Here is a 16526-nt window from a genome sequence, read left to right as displayed (position 1 = left end):
GATTATGGCCAGTCTGATCAATGATCTGTCGGTGGCCGCCAGCGCCGCCTTCGAGGCTATGGGGCTCGACGCCAAATGGGGCGCCGTGCGCCGGTCCGACAAACCGGAATTCGCTGATTTCCAGTGCAATGGCGCAATGGGCGCGGCCAAGTCTGCCGGCAAGAATCCGCGCGAGATCGCAGGCGAGATCGCCAGCGCGCTGAAGGACCACCCCATGGTCCTGTCGGCGGAAGTGGCGGGGCCGGGCTTCATCAATATCCGCGTCTCGGACGAGGCCATGTCTGCCCGCGCCGAATTCATCCGCACCGACGACATGGCGGGCGCAGAGCCTGCGCCGGACCCGAAAGTCACGGTGATCGATTTTGGCGGCCCGAATGTCGCCAAGCCCATGCATGTCGGCCACCTCCGTTCGGCCGTCATCGGCGACACGCTGGTGCGTCTCCTGCGCTTTCTGGGCGACAAGGTGACGGGCGATACGCATCTCGGGGATTGGGGCCTTCAGATGGGCCACCTCGTGACCGAACTGTATGACGAGCAGCCGGACCTGATCTATTTCGATGAAGCGTTCGAGGGCCCGTACCCGAAAGAGCCGCCGGTCACGATTGACGATCTCGCACGTCTCTATCCCGCCGCCAGCGCCAAGGCGAAGGCGGATGCCGCCCGTAATGAACGCAGCCAGAACGCGGTTGCCGAATTGCAGGCCGGCCGTCCGGGGTATCGCGCCTTGCTGCGCCATTTCATCGACGTGTCTGTCGCTGCGCTGAAAGTCGATTATGAATTCCTGAATGTGCATTTCGACCTCTGGAAAGGCGAAAGCGACGTCGATCACCTGATCCCGGGCCTGGTCGAGAAGTTCAAGGCGGCTGGACTGTCCGAGGAAGATGATGGCGCCGTCATCGTCCGGATCGAGCGTGACAGCGACAAGAAGGACATGCCGCCAATCATGCTGGTCAACAGCCGGGGCGGCACCGGCTACCACACGACCGACCTCGCCACGATCGAGGACCGGATGGAGCATATGGACCCGGTTCCGGAGCTGATGCTCTATGTCGTGGACCAGCGTCAGGCGCTGCATTTCGAACAGGTCTTCCGCGCCGCCGAAATGCTGGGCCTGATCGATGAAGGCCATCTGGAACATATCGGCTTTGGCACGGTGAACGGGCCGGACGGCAAGCCCTTCAAGACCCGCGAGGGCGGGGTCCTGCGCCTGGCAGACCTGAATGCGATGGCCCTGGCGGAAGCGCAGAAGAAAATCGCTGAAGCCGGGAAACTGCCGGAAGACATGCCGGAAGACGAGCGCCACGATGTCGCCGCCGCGGTCGCGCTGGCGGCCCTGCGCTTCTCGGACCTGCACAATACGCGCACCAGCAATTATGTCTTCGATCTTGACCGTTTCACCAGTTTTGAAGGCAAGACCGGGCCATACCTGCTCTATGCGGCCGTGCGGATCAAATCGGTCCTGCGCAAGGCCGAAGAAGCCGGGTTCAAGCCGGGTGAGATCCGTGTTGGCCATGATGCCGAACGCGCGCTCGTGCTGCAGCTCGATGCCTTCGCCGCCACCCTGCTGCAGGCGCGCGAGAAACGCATGCCGCATATCCTGTGCGAGCATGTCTACAATCTCGCCCAGGGCTTCAGCGCCTTCTATGCAGCGCTGCCGATCGCGTCGGAAGAGGATGCGGGTCTGCGCGCCAGCCGCCTCGCCCTGTCGGCGGCCGTGCTGAAACAGCTGGAAACAGGCCTCGACCTGCTCGGCATCCGCGTGCCGGAGCGCATGTAGCCAGGTATTGCCTCAGGCACCTGCCTCGCTGATCCTCCTGCCGGAGACAGTCAGTAGAGGAGTTTCGAAATGGCCAAGACCGTGCCTGCGCCCGTGGACACCCCCGCCGAGACCGCACCGCAATGGGAATTTGCCTCCCAGTGGACCAAGGCCTGGAAGGTGATCAAATGGTCCGGCGCGGCCCTGCTGACGCTCGCCTTCCTGACCGTGATCGGTCAGGGATTCCTGTTCTACCGGATGTTCGACGATGTCCATCCACTGCTCGGCTACAGCTTTGTCCTCCTGCTGGCCGGCCTGCTGCTCCTTCTGGTCGGACGCCCGCTGGTCTCCTTTCTGTCCATGCCGGTCGCCGCCAGGCCGCCTCACACGCCCTTCGACATCGAGAATCCGGACATCTCGCTACTGTCGCAACGTCTCAGATATGATCTGAAATATCTCGCCATGCTGAAGCGCAATCCGCTGCTGGCCGAGGACGTGGCGGCCATGGATGACGGCCTCGCCGCCGGACGGGCCCTGCTGGCACGGTTCGCCATCGCCGGGACGGACTCCGCGGCGCAGGTCGCCGCAGGTCTCGAAACTTTCCAGAAGGATCACATTGAGCCGCACCTGAAGACGCTGGATGCGAAGGTCGACAAGCTGATCCATGCCGAAGCGGTTGGCGTGGGCGTCGCGACGGCCTTCTCCATGAATGGCACGGTCGACGCCTTTGTGGTGCTGTGGCGCAATGCCAATCTCATTGCCCGCATCTCGCAGATCTATTTCGGACGGCCGCATCTGGGCGGCACGCTGCTGATCCTGCGCGATGTGGCTGCGATCGTGGTCGTCAGCCGCGCCATGGAGGACGTGACCGACATGACCGGGGATGTGATCGGCGGGCTGCTCGGCCGGATGGGCGGGCTGATCGCCGGGCCGGTCATGGATGGCGCGGTCAATGCCATGCTGACCCTGAAGATGGGCTATCTGGCCAAACGCCGTTGCCGGGCCTTCGAAGGCTGGTCCGCGCGTCAGGCCCGCTCGATCTCGGCCGAAGCGCTCGAGCGTGTGAAAAAGGAATCCGGCTCGGTCGCGACGGACCTGCTCAAACGCTGCGGCGGGCTTACCTCGCGGGCGGCCTGGGCAGCAGAGCAGACCATGTCGGGCTCGCGCAATGCCTGGTCGATGGTGCAGGGCTGGTTCGGGCGCAAGCCGTCAGAGGCCTGAACCGGGGCAGGCTGCCCAAATCCCCGGCAGCCCGCTCAATCGGGCAGGGACACGCTGACTCTCCGCTTGCTGGCCACCAGAATCCGCGCTAGTTCGACTCTCACAGACACCCTCCTCCCGGGAGAGAGCGGGCCGCCAGTCCCGCCGCCGAAGGCGCAACCGCCCCGGAAACGCTCAGGCAAAAGGACCGGGGGAGAGACAACACGCTGGAAAGAGGCGGGCCCAAGGGTGCCGTCTCGCCGAAGGAGCAAGCCCGGCATCCGGGCGGAATCTCTCAGGCGCCCAGGACAGCGGGGGCGACGATGCGCAGCTTCAGGCTGCCCCGTCTCCTCATGAAAGGGCGTCATGGCTGATACGACGACAGAAACCCTGAAGCGCACGCCGCTCCATGCCCTGCATGAAGAGCTGGGCGCGAAACTCGTGCCGTTCGCCGGCTATGAAATGCCGGTCCAGTATCCCATGGGGGTGAAGGACGAACACCTCTGGACCCGGTCCGGGGCCGGCCTGTTCGACGTGTCCCATATGGGGCCGTGCTTCCTGTCCCTGGCTGACGGAATTGGCGGCGGCGATGCGGCGAACGCGGAAATCGCGGCGCTGATCGAAACACTCGTACCATCCGACATCGCGGGCTTGAAGGAAGGCCAGGCTCGCCTGACCGTGCTGCTGAATGAAGAGGGCGGCATTCTGGATGATCTCATCATCACCCGCCCCATCGGGGAAGCGGCGCAGGGCTCGCTCTACATCGTCGTCAATGGTGCGGTGAAGGAGCAGGACTGGGCCCTCTTTGAGCGGAGTTTCGAAGGCAAGGCCGTGCTCACGCGCGCCGATGATCGCATCCTGTTTGCCCTGCAGGGGCCGAAAGCAGCCGATGTGATGCAGGAATTCTTCCCTGGCTGCGAAGAACTCACATTCATGCGCCACATGCCGTTCGAGCTGAACGGGTCCCGCTGTATCGTGTCGCGCTGCGGCTATACGGGCGAGGACGGGTTCGAAGTCCTGGTCTCGCCGGAGGCCGGGCTGCCCCTGATCCGGGAAATGCTGTCCGACGACCGCGTCAAGCCGATTGGCCTCGGTGCGCGCGACTCGCTGCGCCTCGAAGCGGGGCTTTGCCTGTACGGGCATGACATGGACGCGACCCGCGACCCGGTTGAGGCTGATCTTGCCTGGGTGATCCAGAAAAAGCGGCGGGAACGTGCAGACTTTCCGGGGGCGGAGCGTATCCTGAAGGCGCTGGCCGATGGCCCGGCCGAAAAGCGGGTGGGTATCCGGCCTCTGGAGCGCGCCCCCGCGCGCGAAGGCACGGTGATCGAAATGGGCGGCGAGGCGGTCGGCGTGGTCACATCCGGCGGTTTCGGACCCAGCGTCGATGCGCCGGTGGCCATGGGCTATGTCCGTGCGGATCTGGCCACACCCGGCACAAAGATCGACCTGATGGTCCGGGGCAAGGCGCGCGCGGCGGAAGTCTGCGCGCTGCCCTTTGTACAACCGAATTACAAACGCTGAGAGGGAAATGGGCGATGACGACTTACTATACCGAAGATCATGAATGGATCACCGTCGAAGGCGACACGGCGACGGTCTGGATCACGAAATACGCCGCCGACCAGTTGGGCGACGTGGTCTTTGTCGAAGTGCCGGAAGCCGGCGCCAGCTTCGCCAAGGGGGACGACATGGCGGTCGTCGAGAGCGTCAAGGCGGCTTCGGACGTCTATGCGCCGGTGGCGGGCGAAGTGACGGAAGGCAATGGCGCGCTCGCCGACGCCCCGGAAACCGTCAATGAAGATCCCGAGGGCAAGGGCTGGTTCTGCAAGATGAAGCTGTCCGATGCCGCCGAGCTCGGCGCACTGATGGATGCAGATGCCTACAAGGCCTATTGCGACGGCCTGTAAGGGCCAGACTGAGACTCTGACGGAGTAGCTAGTATGAGATATCTCCCCCTGACCCCGGAAGACCGCGCGGCCATGTTGTCGACCATCGGCGCCGCATCGGTCGATGAGTTCTTCACGGACGTTCCGGAATCCGCCCGGCTGAGCGGAACGATTACCGGCCTGCCGGACCATCAGGGGGAACTCGCCGTTGAGCGTCACATGACGAAACTCGCTGCGAAGAACCGCTCGGCATCGTCCGGACCGTTCTTTGTCGGCGCAGGCGCCTACAAGCACCATGTCCCCGCGACGGTCGACATGGTGATCCAGCGCTCTGAATTCCTGACAACCTACACGCCCTACCAGCCGGAAATTGCACAGGGCACGCTGCAGACCCTGTTCGAATTCCAGACCCAGGTCGCCGCGATGACCGCAATGGATGTGGCGAACGCCTCCATGTATGATGGCTCGACGGCCTGCGCCGAGGCGGCCATCATGGCGACCCGTGTGACGCGCCGGAAAAAGGTGATCCTGTCAGGTGGTCTGCACCCGCACTATGCCACCGCTACCAAAATGGTGTGCGAGGCACAGGGGTTTGAAGTCGTCCAGCTGCCAGTGGCCGTGGATGAGGAAAACGCATTGGCCGACGCGGTCGACGACCAGACGGCTTGCGTGATCGGCCAGAGCCCGAACATTTTCGGAACCGTGACTGACCTCTCGAAATCCGCAGAGGCAGCCCATGAAAAAGGCGCTCTGCTTGTGTCGGTCTTCACCGAAGCTGTTTCGCTGGGCCTCGTCACGCCGCCCGGAGAGATGGGGGCGGACATCGCCGTGGGCGAGGGCCAATCCATCGGCAACGGCCTCAATTTCGGCGGGCCCTATGTCGGCCTGTTTGCCTGTACGCAAAAACTGGTGCGGCAGATGCCGGGGCGCCTGTGCGGTGAGACTGTGGACGCGAATGGGGATCGCGGGTTCGTGCTGACTCTGTCGACGCGGGAACAGCATATCCGCCGTGACAAGGCGACTTCCAATATCTGCACCAATTCCGGCCTGTGCGCGCTGGCCTTCACGGCGCATATGACACTGCTGGGCGGCAAGGGGCTAGAGCAACTGGCCCTGTTGAACCATGAGGCCGCCTGCGATCTCGCAGACGCGCTGGAGGCTGTGCCGGGCGTTGAGATCCTGACGCCGCGTTTCTTCAACGAGTTTGCTTTCCGCACCCCGATGGATGCCGAAGCCGTTCTGGCCATGCTGGATGAAGCCGGCGTGGTCGGCGGCGTCCGCGCCAGCCGCCTCTTCCCCGATGGGCATATGGGTGACGTGATTATTTGCGCCGCCACCGAATGCACGACACCGGAAGACATTGCCGCCTACGCCGCCGCCCTGAAGGAGATCATCTGATGACCATGAATACACAAGGCCGCCCGACATCTCCCGTATCATCTGCCAGCCAGTCCGTGGACACTGTGTCCGGATCGAAAGGCCTGTTGCAGGCTGAGGGCCTGATCTTCGAGATCGGCACGGAAGACACGACCGGTGTTGACCTGCCGAAGCCGAAGAACCGCACCGGCCGTCTTGGCGGCGTCGCACGCAAGCAGGCAACCGGCCTGCCGGGTCTGTCGGAGCCGCAGACGGTGCGCCACTATATGCGCCTCAGCCAGAAGAACTATGCCATCGATCTCGGCCTGTTCCCGCTGGGCAGTTGCACGATGAAACACAATCCGCGCCTCAATGAAAAACTGGCGCGCCTGCCGGGCTTTGCGGACATCCATCCGCTGCAGCCGCAGGCGACCGTGCAGGGGGCATTGGAACTGATTGACGAACTGGCCACCTGGCTGAAGACGCTGACCGGCATGCCGGCCGTCGCGATGAGCCCCAAGGCCGGGGCACATGGTGAATTCTGCGGCATGATGGCGATCCGCCAAGCGCTGGTCGCGCGTGGCGAGGCCGAGACCCGCAAGCGCGTCCTGGTGCCGGCCTCCGCCCACGGAACGAATCCGGCGACAGCGGTTCAGTGCGGCTTCATCGTGGACGAGATCAAGGCCAATGCCCGCGGCCGGGTGGATATGGAGTCGCTGAAGGCGAAACTCGAAAAGTCTGACGACATTGCCGGCATCATGCTGACCAATCCCAATACATGCGGCCTGTTCGAATCCGACATCAAGGAGATCGCCGACCTGATCCACGCGGCGGGCGGATACTTCTATTGCGATGGCGCAAACTTCAATGCGATTGTCGGACGGGTCCGTCCCGGCGATCTCGGCGTCGACGCGATGCACATCAATCTGCACAAGACCTTCTCCACCCCGCATGGCGGTGGCGGGCCCGGCTCAGGCCCGACCGTCCTGTCCGATGCGCTGGCGCCCTACGCGCCCGTGCCGTTCGTCGTGAAGGACGAGGATGGCAATTTCCGTCTGATTGAGGATGTCGAGGGGGAAGCCAGCGAGAGCTTCGGCCGGATGGTGGCCTTTCACGGCCAGATGGGCATGTTCGTCCGGGCGCTGACCTATATGCTCAGCCACGGCGCGGACGGCCTGAAACAGGCGTCTGAGGATGCGGTCCTCAACGCGAACTATATTCAGGCCCGCCTCAAATCCGTAATGACCCCGGCCTTTGAGGGCTATTGCATGCATGAGGCATTGTTCTCTGATGCCTTCACGGCGGACGGGATCGAGACCATCGACATTGCGAAATCGCTGATCGATGAAGGCTATCATCCGATGACGATGTACTTCCCGCTCGTGGTGCACGGGGCGATGCTGATCGAGCCGACCGAGTCGGAATCGAAGGCGGAACTCGACCGGTTCTGTGATTCGCTAGAGTCGATTGCCCGCCGCGCCGCGCAGGGCGACGAGACGCTGAAAGGCGCGCCATATCTCGCGCCGGAAGAGGAAGCCCCGGGCCTTCGCAAAGCCGATGATCATCGGGCGTTCGATGAAGCGATACGTCATCGCGGCCACGATCAGGCAGATCGTCAGCGAGACAAGGTGCAGCAGGATGTTGTCGATCAGACCGGGATGACCGGCCTGGAACACCGGGGCCAGGACCGGCACCTTGCCGAGTTCGCCAAAGGTCAGCCGGACGGGGGCCAGGATGATCGGGTGGCAGAGATAGAGCGAGAAGGACCAGTCGCCGACCCGGGCCAGACCTGAATGGATGCGCGAGAAGCCGGGGGCCATCGCCTGAATGCGGGCGGGATGGGTCTGTCCGCCGAGCCAGCCGGCCCAGAACACAGCCCCCATGGCCAGGGTGCCGACAATGGCAGACATCAGCGTGGCCGCAACACGCGCATTCCACGACGCGGTGTCGAGCTGGTTGTAGCCGAGGCTGACCAGTCCCGCGACAAGGGCGCCCATGCCGGCCGGGATCAGCCAGGCCTGACGGCGGGACAATTCCAGCGTGGCGAAGCCATAGACGAGCAGCGTGCAGGGCAGGCCGAACCAGAAGACCCGTCCCCACATCATCAGATTAGCGTCATCAATGCCCTGCAGGCCCAGCGATGCCATCAGCCACATGACGGCGGCAATCGTCATCAGGCCGCTGCGCCACCGGATGCCGGACGTGACCAGCAGGCCGACCACCGCGCCCATGATGAATTCCATGGTCATGGGATAGAAGGCCAGCGATCGGAGGTCCGCCCCGAAGGGTTCTGTGAAGCCCAGCAGGGTGCCGCCGGCAATTGCGCCGCCCCAGGCCAGCAGGACCCAGGGCCAGATGCGGCGCGGCAACAGCAGGATGAAAGTGAAGACGAGATAGAAGTAGACCTCGTGCACCAGGGTCCAGCCCACGCCCAGAACGGGATGGGCATTCTGCGGCACGAGGAAGAAGGATTTCACCAGGAACGGCACAGTTTCCTGGCCCTGGCTGACCCGCTGCCATCCGGGGCTGGAACCAAGATCATTGTAGATGAAGAACATGCCCGTCATGATCGCCGCGAATATCCACCAGAGCGGATAGATCCGGGTGACGCGGGCGAAGAGGAAATCAAGGCTCGACCGGAGCCCGGCCTTCATGCCGTCGGTCACATAGACCATGATGAAGCCGGAAATGACAAAGAACAGGTCCACACCGGCATAGCCATTGGTGACGAAGCCGTTCAGCAGCGGCAATTCCTGCAGCCCGTTCTTGCCGATGGCCAGCACTTCCATGGCGCGGATATGGTAGACGACGACCAGCAATGCCGCGATGCCGCGCAGGATCTGGATGGACTGAAGTTTCATGCCGTCCTCTAGACAAGTTGCCGTCCATGACAGCAAGGAAATGCCGCTTGTAGCAATCGGGTAACGCAGTGGACAGACTTTGACCACAACCTGATGATAGGTCTGGCGTCTCAATTTTCCTGCACCATATTCCCAGCGATGGCCGACGACGAGAACATATCCGATCTGGAACAGCCGCAGGCGGCGGTGAAACCGGCTGGCACGCTGCGACACGGCGTGAACACCGCATTTCGGCAGATTCTCGCCCTGACGGGACTGATCATGATCGCGGTGGCCATACCGATCGCATTCCTCACGCCCATCATTCCGGTCGGCCTGCCGATCGCCATCGTCGGCGTCGTGCTGCTCGGCCGCAATGCGGTCTGGGGCCGCCGCTGGATGGAAAGCGTGCTTGACCGTCACCCCCGGGTCGAACGGTTCGCGCCCAACTGGCTGATGAGACTGGTGTTCGGACGCGACAAGAAATACCCGGCCATGCGCGATGGATGAAACGGGATTGCCTGAAACGCGCTGAAACCTGCTGAAACTGTCCATGTGTCGCGGGAACAGGGCTTGAAGCGCACGGAATTGTCCGCACTATGCCCGTAATCAAATCAGACACGGGGCTGACAACCAATGCGGACATTCTACGGGCTGGCAACCGCCTGCGCGGCGGCGCTACTACTTTCGGCATGTGGCAGCGGCAAGGAGACGGGTGACACCGACGAAAAGGCGGCGGCCTTCGACCGCAATCCCTATCCTTCCACCTATACGCCCTATCCAAACGAGCCGGTCCTGATCGCAGGCGCCAACATTCTGGATGGCGAAGGCAATCTGATCGAGAGCGGAGACATCCTGGTCGAGGATGGCCTGATCACTGCCATCGGCACGGATCTGGAGGCGCCTGAAGGTGTTGAAATCATTGATGCTTCAGGCCGTTGGGTAACGCCCGGCATCATCGACAATCACAGTCATCTGGGGGTCTATCCTTCGCCGGGCGTGAGCGCTCATGGAGACGGCAACGAAATCTCGGCGCCGGTGACGGCAGAAGTCTGGTCGGAACACGGCGTCTGGCCGCAGGATCCGGGGTTCACCCGCGCGCTTGCTGGCGGCATCACCTCATTGCAGGTGCTTCCGGGCAGCGCCAACCTGTTCGGCGGCCGCGGCGTGATCCTGAAGAATGTGCCGAGCCGCACGGTTCAGGGCATGAAGTTCCCGGATGCCCCCTACACCCTGAAAATGGCCTGCGGCGAAAACCCGAAACGCGTCTACGGCTATGGTGGAGGGCGTTTCCCGGGCGGTGCCCCATACTCGCGCATGGGCAATGTCGCCGGATATCGGCAGGCCTGGATCAAGGCGGCCGAGTACAAGCGCAAATGGGAAAAGTATGACTCCCAAGGCGGCGAGCCCCCGGCGCGCGACCTTGAACTCGACACGCTGGCAGGTGTGCTCAGTGGCGACATTCTCGTTCACATGCACTGTTATCGTGCGGACGAAATGGCCCAGATCATGGATATGTCGAAGGAGTTCGGCTACAAGGTCACGGCCTTCCACCATGCTGTCGAGAGCTACAAGATTGCCGACAAGCTGGCCGATTATGGCGCCTGTTCGTCCATGTGGGCGGATTGGTGGGGCTTCAAGATGGAAGCCTATGACGGGGTGCGTGAAAACATCCCGATGGTTCACAATGCCGGGGCATGCGCAATCGTGCATTCCGACAGCGATGTCGGCATTCAGCGCCTGAACCAGGAGGCCGCGAAAGCCTGGTCGGACGGACGGAAAGCCGGCATCGACATTCCAAAGGAAACGGTCTGGACCTGGCTGTCCCTCAACCCTGCAAAATCTCTCGGAATCGATGACCGGACCGGCAGCCTGAAACCCGGCAAGATGGCCGACATCGTGATCTGGTCCGGCGATCCGTTCAGCGTCTACACCAAGGCCGATCAGGTCTTCATTGATGGCGCTTTGATGTTTGACCGCGACCATCCGGAAACAAATCCCGTAATGGACTTCGAAATCGGCCAGCCTGGCGAAGGAGATCGCAAATGATCCGCTCACTCATTTCAAGCGTGGCCGCCATCAGTCTGGCCACGGCGCCGGCCATTGCCGAAACGTTCGTGGTGCGCGGCGAGACCGTCTGGACCGGCACGGCGCAGGGCACTATCGAGAACGGTGTGATCGTGATCGAGGATGACCGCATCGTATCCGTGGGCGGTGCCAGCCTCGAAGTTCCGGATGATGCGACCGAGATTTCTGCGCCCTGGGTCACCCCCGGCCTCATCGCCGCGTTCTCACGGACCGGACTTGTCGAAGTCGGCGCTGAGGATTCCACCAATGACACGATGGCCGCCACATCCCCGTTCTCGGCTGCGTTAAACGCGGCTGACGGGTTCAATCCGGACGCCACGGCCATTGATATCACGCGGATCGAAGGGTTCACGCGCCTTGTCGTGGCCCCCAACACGGGCAGTTCCCTGTTTGCAGGCCAGGGCTTCATTGCGGACGCCAGTGGCGATCTGGACTCCGAAGTTTCCGAACGCGCATTTGCCTTCATCAAGCTGGGTGAGGCCGGGGCGGGGCTGGCCGGTGGGTCCCGCCAGTCGGCGATGACCGTACTGCGCGCCGCGCTGGACGATGCGAGAGGCTTTCCAGCCCGATACCTGGCCCACAATGAAGGGGCCGTTCTGAGCCGTGTCGATGCGCAGTCCTTTGCACCGGCCGCCCGTGGCCAGCAATTGCTGGTCATTCAGGCCAGCCGGGCCAGTGACCTGAATGCAATCATGGATCTTTCGGAAGAAGATCCGTCCCTGAAGATCGTCATTGTGGGAGCGGATGAAGCCTGGCGCGTGGCGCCCCGTCTTGCCGAGTTGCAGATCCCGGTCATCATCAACGCCTTTTCCAATCTGCCGTCTTCGTTCGAACAACTGGCTGCCACGTCGGAGAATGCAGCCCGCCTGGCCGATGCCGGCGTGCAGTTTGCGATTGCCAATGTTGGCGATGGCAGCCATCAGGCCCGCTTGGCCACCCAATTGGCTGGCAACGCGGTTGCGAACGGCTTGTCTTTCGACGATGCGCTGGCTGCATTGACCAGTGCGCCAGCCGACATATTCGGGCTGACCGGATATGGCCGGATCGCGCCGGGCGCCCGCGCAGACGTCGTGGCCTGGGATGGTGACCCGCTGGAGGTCGTGTCCGCGCCGGTGGCCATTCTCATTGGCGGGGAACAGGCTTCGCTGGAATCGCGCCAGACGCGTTTGCGTGACCGGTATCTCAGCCTTGATGAGGCCGAACGGCCGCGTGCCTATTCGCGGCCGTAGGCAGGCGACCCCTTACCCGGCCACCTTGGCGTTCAGGGTTTCGATCACGTCCGGCGTGATCGTACCCGTGACCGGCAGGGCATGAACTTTCTGGAACTCGCGAAGTGCGCCAGCCGTTTGCGGGCCCATGTCACCATCAGCCGCATCGATACCGTACCCCAGTTCCTTCAGTGCGATCTGGGTGGCCATCACCTGCGCCGGATTCCCCATATCCCAGGCCTGAAGGCCGAAACGGCCATTTGCTGGTCCGTTGGCACGGGAAGGTGTCCACGAGTCGGATTGTGATTGCGCAAGAGCTGCAGCTTCCGGTGCCACCTTGGCTTTCAATTCCATGACTTTGGCCGGTGCGCCGGCGTCGCCATTGCGTGCGGCGATCATGAACCAGTACAGGGCTTCGGTATTGTTCTGGCTGATGCCAAGGCCTTGTTCGTAGAGCACGCCCAGATTGTACTGGCTGTCCACGATGCCGTATTCTGCGCCCTTGCGGAACCATTCCACGGCGCCGGCATAGGTCTGCGGTCCGCCGTCCCCTTCGGCCATGAATACAGCCAGATCGTGCATGGCTTTGACGTTTCCGCCAATCGCGGCCTTTTCGGTCCATTCACGTGCCAGAGTCAGATCCTTCGGCACGCCAGTACCGCGCTCGTGCAGTTTCGAGAGCATGTACTGCGCAATCGGCAGGTTCTGTTCTGCCGCACGCCGCATCAGATCAGCGCCTTCCTGGAGGTTTCCATCCGCCAGGTATTGCTGAGCCAGTTGATATTCTGCGACGGCATTGCCTGCTGCCGATTCCGCTTCGAGCGATGCCACTTCCGGAATGGGCGCATAAGCGGGCGCCGGCACGATCTGTGCGGCGGCGAGTTTCGGCGGCTGGACGCTCGCGGCGTCAACAGCATCAACCATGGCAGCGGCTTCAGTCGCGGCGGTTGTGCTGTCTTCGATCTCGGTTTCTGTGGTCGTGGCCGCGGCATCCTCATCAAACAGGATGGCATCCATACCTTCCTCGATCTCGGCGGTTTGCTGAGGTTCCGGCATTTCGGCGGTGGCAGCCGAGACAATTTCAGTGCCTGGCAGGGCTGCCACGGGGGCCGGGTCCTGTTTGCCGCGCAGATAGAGATAGCCACCAACTGCAGCGCCGGTGATCACGACAGCCGAGGCAGCAGCATACAGCGGAAGGCGCCCGCCAAAGGGCTTGTCCGTCGCTGCACGGCGCTCAGGGCTTGCGACCTGGCGAGAGGGTGAAGCGGAGCGGCCAGAAGACGCCGCAATGGCTGCCTTGCGCGCCATGTCCATATAGTCGCTGTCGACCGTATCAGCGTCTGGAGCCTCTTCGCTCTCTGTTTCTGTATCCGGCTCGAAGAAGGCTGCGGGATCCTCGACCGTGTTTGCAGCAAGATCGAATTCGTCATCCTCGAAGATGTCGGACTCGCGCGCTTCGGTGTGACTGTCGTCATAAACACCCAAATCGTCGAACGGATCGGACTCTTCGGCTGACAGGGTTTCTGTTTCTTCCGGGAAGGGTTCGTAGAAATCGTCCTCTGCGTCGTCGAGACCGGCTTCTTCGTCGAAGTCCTCGTCAGAAAGGGCGAAGTCCTCGGTATAGGCACTCGATCGTGATACCTCGTCGACGGGGTGGTCTTCGTTTTCATCCGGTGTCTCGGGCGCGAGTTCGATTTCCTCGAATTCATCTGCGACAGCGTCAACTTCGTCTGCTTCCGGAAGGCCCGGTTCGAAGGACGACTCCGTTTCGTCCATCAGGAAGTCGGCGTCGGACGGGTCACTCTCGAAAGTGTCGATCAAGTCGGCCGTTGCAACGAAATCGTCACTCAGCGACGTGCTCAGAGGATCGGGGTCCGTCGCAGAACCTGCCGACATCGAATCCTCAAGCTGTTCCAGCCGTGTAGCCAGTGAGGCCATGGCCTTCTGCACGGGTGACAGGGACGCTGACGTTTGCGTCTGCATCCGCTCCAGTCGATCAGACATGTTGTTGATGGCGTCCGACAGGTTGGCCTCGGCCCGCTTCCGGTTCTCGTCAATCTCGGTGGCCAGCGTCTGAAGCGCCTTGTCCTGACGGGCCTGAAGGCGACCGGCAACCGAGGCCACCTGGTCGCCAATCTGAGAGATCGCCTCTGCCGTGCGCTGCTCGCTGGCGTTTACGCGTTCGTCGAGCTGTTCGCCAAAGGCTTCCATGCGGTCGCCGACCATGCCGCCAATACGTTCGATTTCGCTCGAGACCTTGTCCATGTCGTTCGTTTGACGCTCTTGTCCGGTCGAGACCTGGGCGCGAACCTCTTCGAGATCCGACTTGAGGGTCTCAAGGGCGCCCTCATTCGTATTCGCTGCTGCGCGGGAAATCTCTTCAGCCAGTTCGTGGCGAGTGGTGTCGACCGTGCTGCGGACACTGGCCATGATCTCATCGAAGCGCGCCTCGAACTCCGCGCGAAGCTTGCTGGCTAGATCCGGTTCGACCGATCTAGAAAGCGTGTCGATCTTCTCATCGAGACTGTTGAACGTGGATTCGAGGCTCAGAAGGGCGGCGTCTGTTGTGGATTCCGCGCGGTTCAGGCGGTCCTGGGTTTGGGACAGGGTGTTTTCGAGCGTCTGGAGGGAGTCAGTGACGCGTGCCTCGACCCGAGCGAGGCGTTCGTCGGAGGCGTCTGAGGCAGAAAGCTTAAGGTTTACATGGGTCTCGAGGTCGGACAGCCGGTCGGCGAGATCGCGCGCCTTGCCCTCTGCACGCAGTTCAGCTTCGTTCACGGCAGTTTCAACGCGTGTCGCAGCGTCCGACAGTGTCTTCTCGACTTTCACTTCCATGCCTTCGACACGGTCAGTCAGTTCCGAAAATCCGGTCTCGACGCGGCCCTTGATGGCCTGGACTTCATTCTGCGCGAGTTCGTTCTCTTCAAAGACATGGCTGGCGAGTTTGCCGAGCGCCTGTTCGAGGGATTTCAGCGCGTCGAGGTTCTCGCGGGCGCCATCGTCTTCTTCGAGCTTGCGCACCTTGTCCTGCAGGGCGGCATAGGTTTCCTGCAATTCCTCGATCAGGCCATCGACCCGGCCGGCCACAGCAGAAGCATTGTCCTCGGCGTCTTCCAGTCGCGCGACCAGTCCGAGGATCGTATGGTCCATGCCCGTGATCGCGAGCGTTGAACGCGCCTCGGTGGCTTCGATGCGGCGCGTGAGCTTGTCGAGCGTGTCATTGGCGGCGTTCGGTGCCGGGCGGCGATTCTCGAACGGATAGGCCACTTCATTGGGGCGCGGCGGTTCAACAGACATCAGCAGGCGGTTGAGATATTCGCCGAGCGTAATGCCTTCAGCATGTGCTGCCTCGCGCGCAGCATCACGCGCGCGTTGGTCAATCCCCTTGACGCTCCAGGGCCCCGTCTGGCTCATCATCGCTCTCCTAGCACGCTGGCTTGCCCGGCAATCATTAACTGCGCGGGCGGATTCCTTCACTTTCAGCATCGGTGATGACAGGTGCCGGATTAAGGGCAGGTTAAAGGTAAAGAAAACCGGTAAATCCGGTAACTCTGCCCCTTTTGCAGAGGGGGAAAACCGCTCTCGGAAAAAGTTTACGTTGACGTTCGCGTAAGCCGTGATCTAGATTTGTCGCATGATGACCAACAAGCTCTCCAAGATTTCCGCTGCGGACTCCCGCACCTACACAATTTCCGAGCTTGCTCGCGAGTTCGGCGTGACGCCACGCGCGCTGCGATTCTACGAGGACAAGGACATGCTGCACCCGGCCCGGGACGGTATGACCCGCGTCTACTCGAACCGGGATCGGGCGCGACTGACGATCATCGTCCGGCTGAAGCGACTCGGCCTGCCTTTGGCGGATATCCGGGAAATCCTTGACCTGTATGTTCTGGATGACGGGCAGCGGGCGCAAATGCGCATGTCGCTCGAAAAGTTTCGCAAGCAGGTGAAGGAGCTGGAAATCCAACGCGGTGATATCGACACGGCCCTGACCGAATTGCGCAAGGGCATTGCCTGGCTGGAAACGCAGATCGCCAATACCGGCCCGTCTGACGAAAATAAGCGACAGCTGGCGGCGTATGACGAGATTGCCCGCCGACAGCTCGACGAAGTCTGAGCGTCATCATGATTTGTCCCGCCCCGCCAGGCTTCCGTTTGGTGGGGTGTTTTCATTCCGGCGATTGTGGCC

The 16526-nt window shown here is 62.3% G+C and carries 11 protein-coding genes, 1 pseudogene and 1 riboswitch; of the genes and pseudogenes, 10 read left to right on the top strand and 2 right to left on the bottom strand.

The window, feature by feature from the left end; genetic code table 11:
* Positions 1 to 4 precede the first annotated feature (4 nt).
* From argS to gcvPB, 6 genes are all read left to right on the top strand, one after another.
* Positions 5 to 1777, top strand: a complete 1773-nt coding sequence (gene argS, locus HF955_RS00730; protein ID WP_291077113.1) for an arginine--tRNA ligase — start codon at positions 5 to 7, stop codon at positions 1775 to 1777.
* Positions 1778 to 1846: 69 nt separating this feature from the next.
* Positions 1847 to 2977 carry a DUF697 domain-containing protein gene (locus tag HF955_RS00725; protein WP_291077112.1) on the top strand — a complete coding sequence of 377 codons (1131 nt, stop codon included), beginning with the start codon at positions 1847 to 1849 and terminating at the stop codon, positions 2975 to 2977.
* A gap of 108 nt (positions 2978 to 3085) precedes the next feature.
* Positions 3086 to 3177, top strand: a riboswitch (glycine riboswitch).
* A gap of 145 nt (positions 3178 to 3322) precedes the next feature.
* On the top strand, positions 3323 to 4480 hold the full coding sequence (gcvT, locus tag HF955_RS00720; protein ID WP_253065351.1) for a glycine cleavage system aminomethyltransferase GcvT: 1158 nt from the start codon (positions 3323 to 3325) through the stop codon (positions 4478 to 4480).
* Positions 4481 to 4494: 14 nt separating this feature from the next.
* Positions 4495 to 4866, top strand: coding sequence for a glycine cleavage system protein GcvH (gene gcvH, locus HF955_RS00715; RefSeq protein WP_291077111.1), 372 nt, complete (start codon positions 4495 to 4497; stop codon positions 4864 to 4866).
* Between the two features lie 33 nt (positions 4867 to 4899).
* Positions 4900 to 6243 carry an aminomethyl-transferring glycine dehydrogenase subunit GcvPA gene (gcvPA, locus tag HF955_RS00710; RefSeq protein ID WP_291077110.1) on the top strand — a complete coding sequence of 448 codons (1344 nt, stop codon included), beginning with the start codon at positions 4900 to 4902 and terminating at the stop codon, positions 6241 to 6243.
* A complete protein-coding gene (gene gcvPB, locus HF955_RS00705; RefSeq protein ID WP_291077109.1) occupies positions 6243 to 7994 on the top strand; it encodes an aminomethyl-transferring glycine dehydrogenase subunit GcvPB in 1752 nt (583 codons plus the stop codon). Before gcvPA ends, gcvPB begins: the two co-directional genes overlap by 1 nt.
* A 222-nt stretch (positions 7995 to 8216) precedes the next feature.
* Here gcvPB and HF955_RS00700 read toward each other — a convergent pair.
* Positions 8217 to 9062 (bottom strand): annotated as a pseudogene (locus HF955_RS00700) (acyltransferase family protein); the annotation flags it as partial.
* 138 nt (positions 9063 to 9200) lie between these two features.
* On the opposite strand from HF955_RS00700, the gene HF955_RS00695 reads away from it, so the two are divergent.
* The 3 genes from HF955_RS00695 (at position 9201) to HF955_RS00685 (ending at position 12358) form a co-directional block, all read left to right on the top strand.
* Entirely contained in the window at positions 9201 to 9551 is a 351-nt protein-coding gene (locus HF955_RS00695; protein ID WP_291077108.1) for a hypothetical protein, read from the top strand.
* A 126-nt stretch (positions 9552 to 9677) separates the two neighbouring features.
* The gene (locus HF955_RS00690; protein WP_291077107.1) at positions 9678 to 11090 is read left to right on the top strand and encodes an amidohydrolase; all 1413 of its coding nucleotides are present in this window, start codon (positions 9678 to 9680) and stop codon (positions 11088 to 11090) included.
* A complete protein-coding gene (locus HF955_RS00685) occupies positions 11087 to 12358 on the top strand; it encodes an amidohydrolase family protein (RefSeq protein ID WP_291077106.1) in 1272 nt (423 codons plus the stop codon). Before HF955_RS00690 ends, HF955_RS00685 begins: the two co-directional genes overlap by 4 nt.
* A 12-nt stretch (positions 12359 to 12370) precedes the next feature.
* Here HF955_RS00685 and HF955_RS00680 read toward each other — a convergent pair whose 3' ends face one another.
* Positions 12371 to 15751, bottom strand: a complete 3381-nt coding sequence (locus tag HF955_RS00680) for a peptidoglycan-binding protein (RefSeq protein ID WP_291077105.1) — start codon at positions 15749 to 15751, stop codon at positions 12371 to 12373.
* A gap of 220 nt (positions 15752 to 15971) precedes the next feature.
* Between HF955_RS00680 and HF955_RS00675 the strand changes: the two genes are divergently transcribed.
* Positions 15972 to 16454, top strand: a complete 483-nt coding sequence (locus HF955_RS00675; protein WP_291077104.1) for a MerR family DNA-binding transcriptional regulator — start codon at positions 15972 to 15974, stop codon at positions 16452 to 16454.
* The last annotated feature ends 72 nt before the right edge of the window (positions 16455 to 16526 follow it).

The sequence above is a fragment of the Hyphomonas sp. genome (genome assembly GCF_017792385.1).
Lineage (GTDB): Bacteria > Pseudomonadota > Alphaproteobacteria > Caulobacterales > Hyphomonadaceae > Hyphomonas.
Note: the sequence above shows the minus strand (reverse complement) of the source record. Positions and strands in the feature narration are given on the sequence as shown.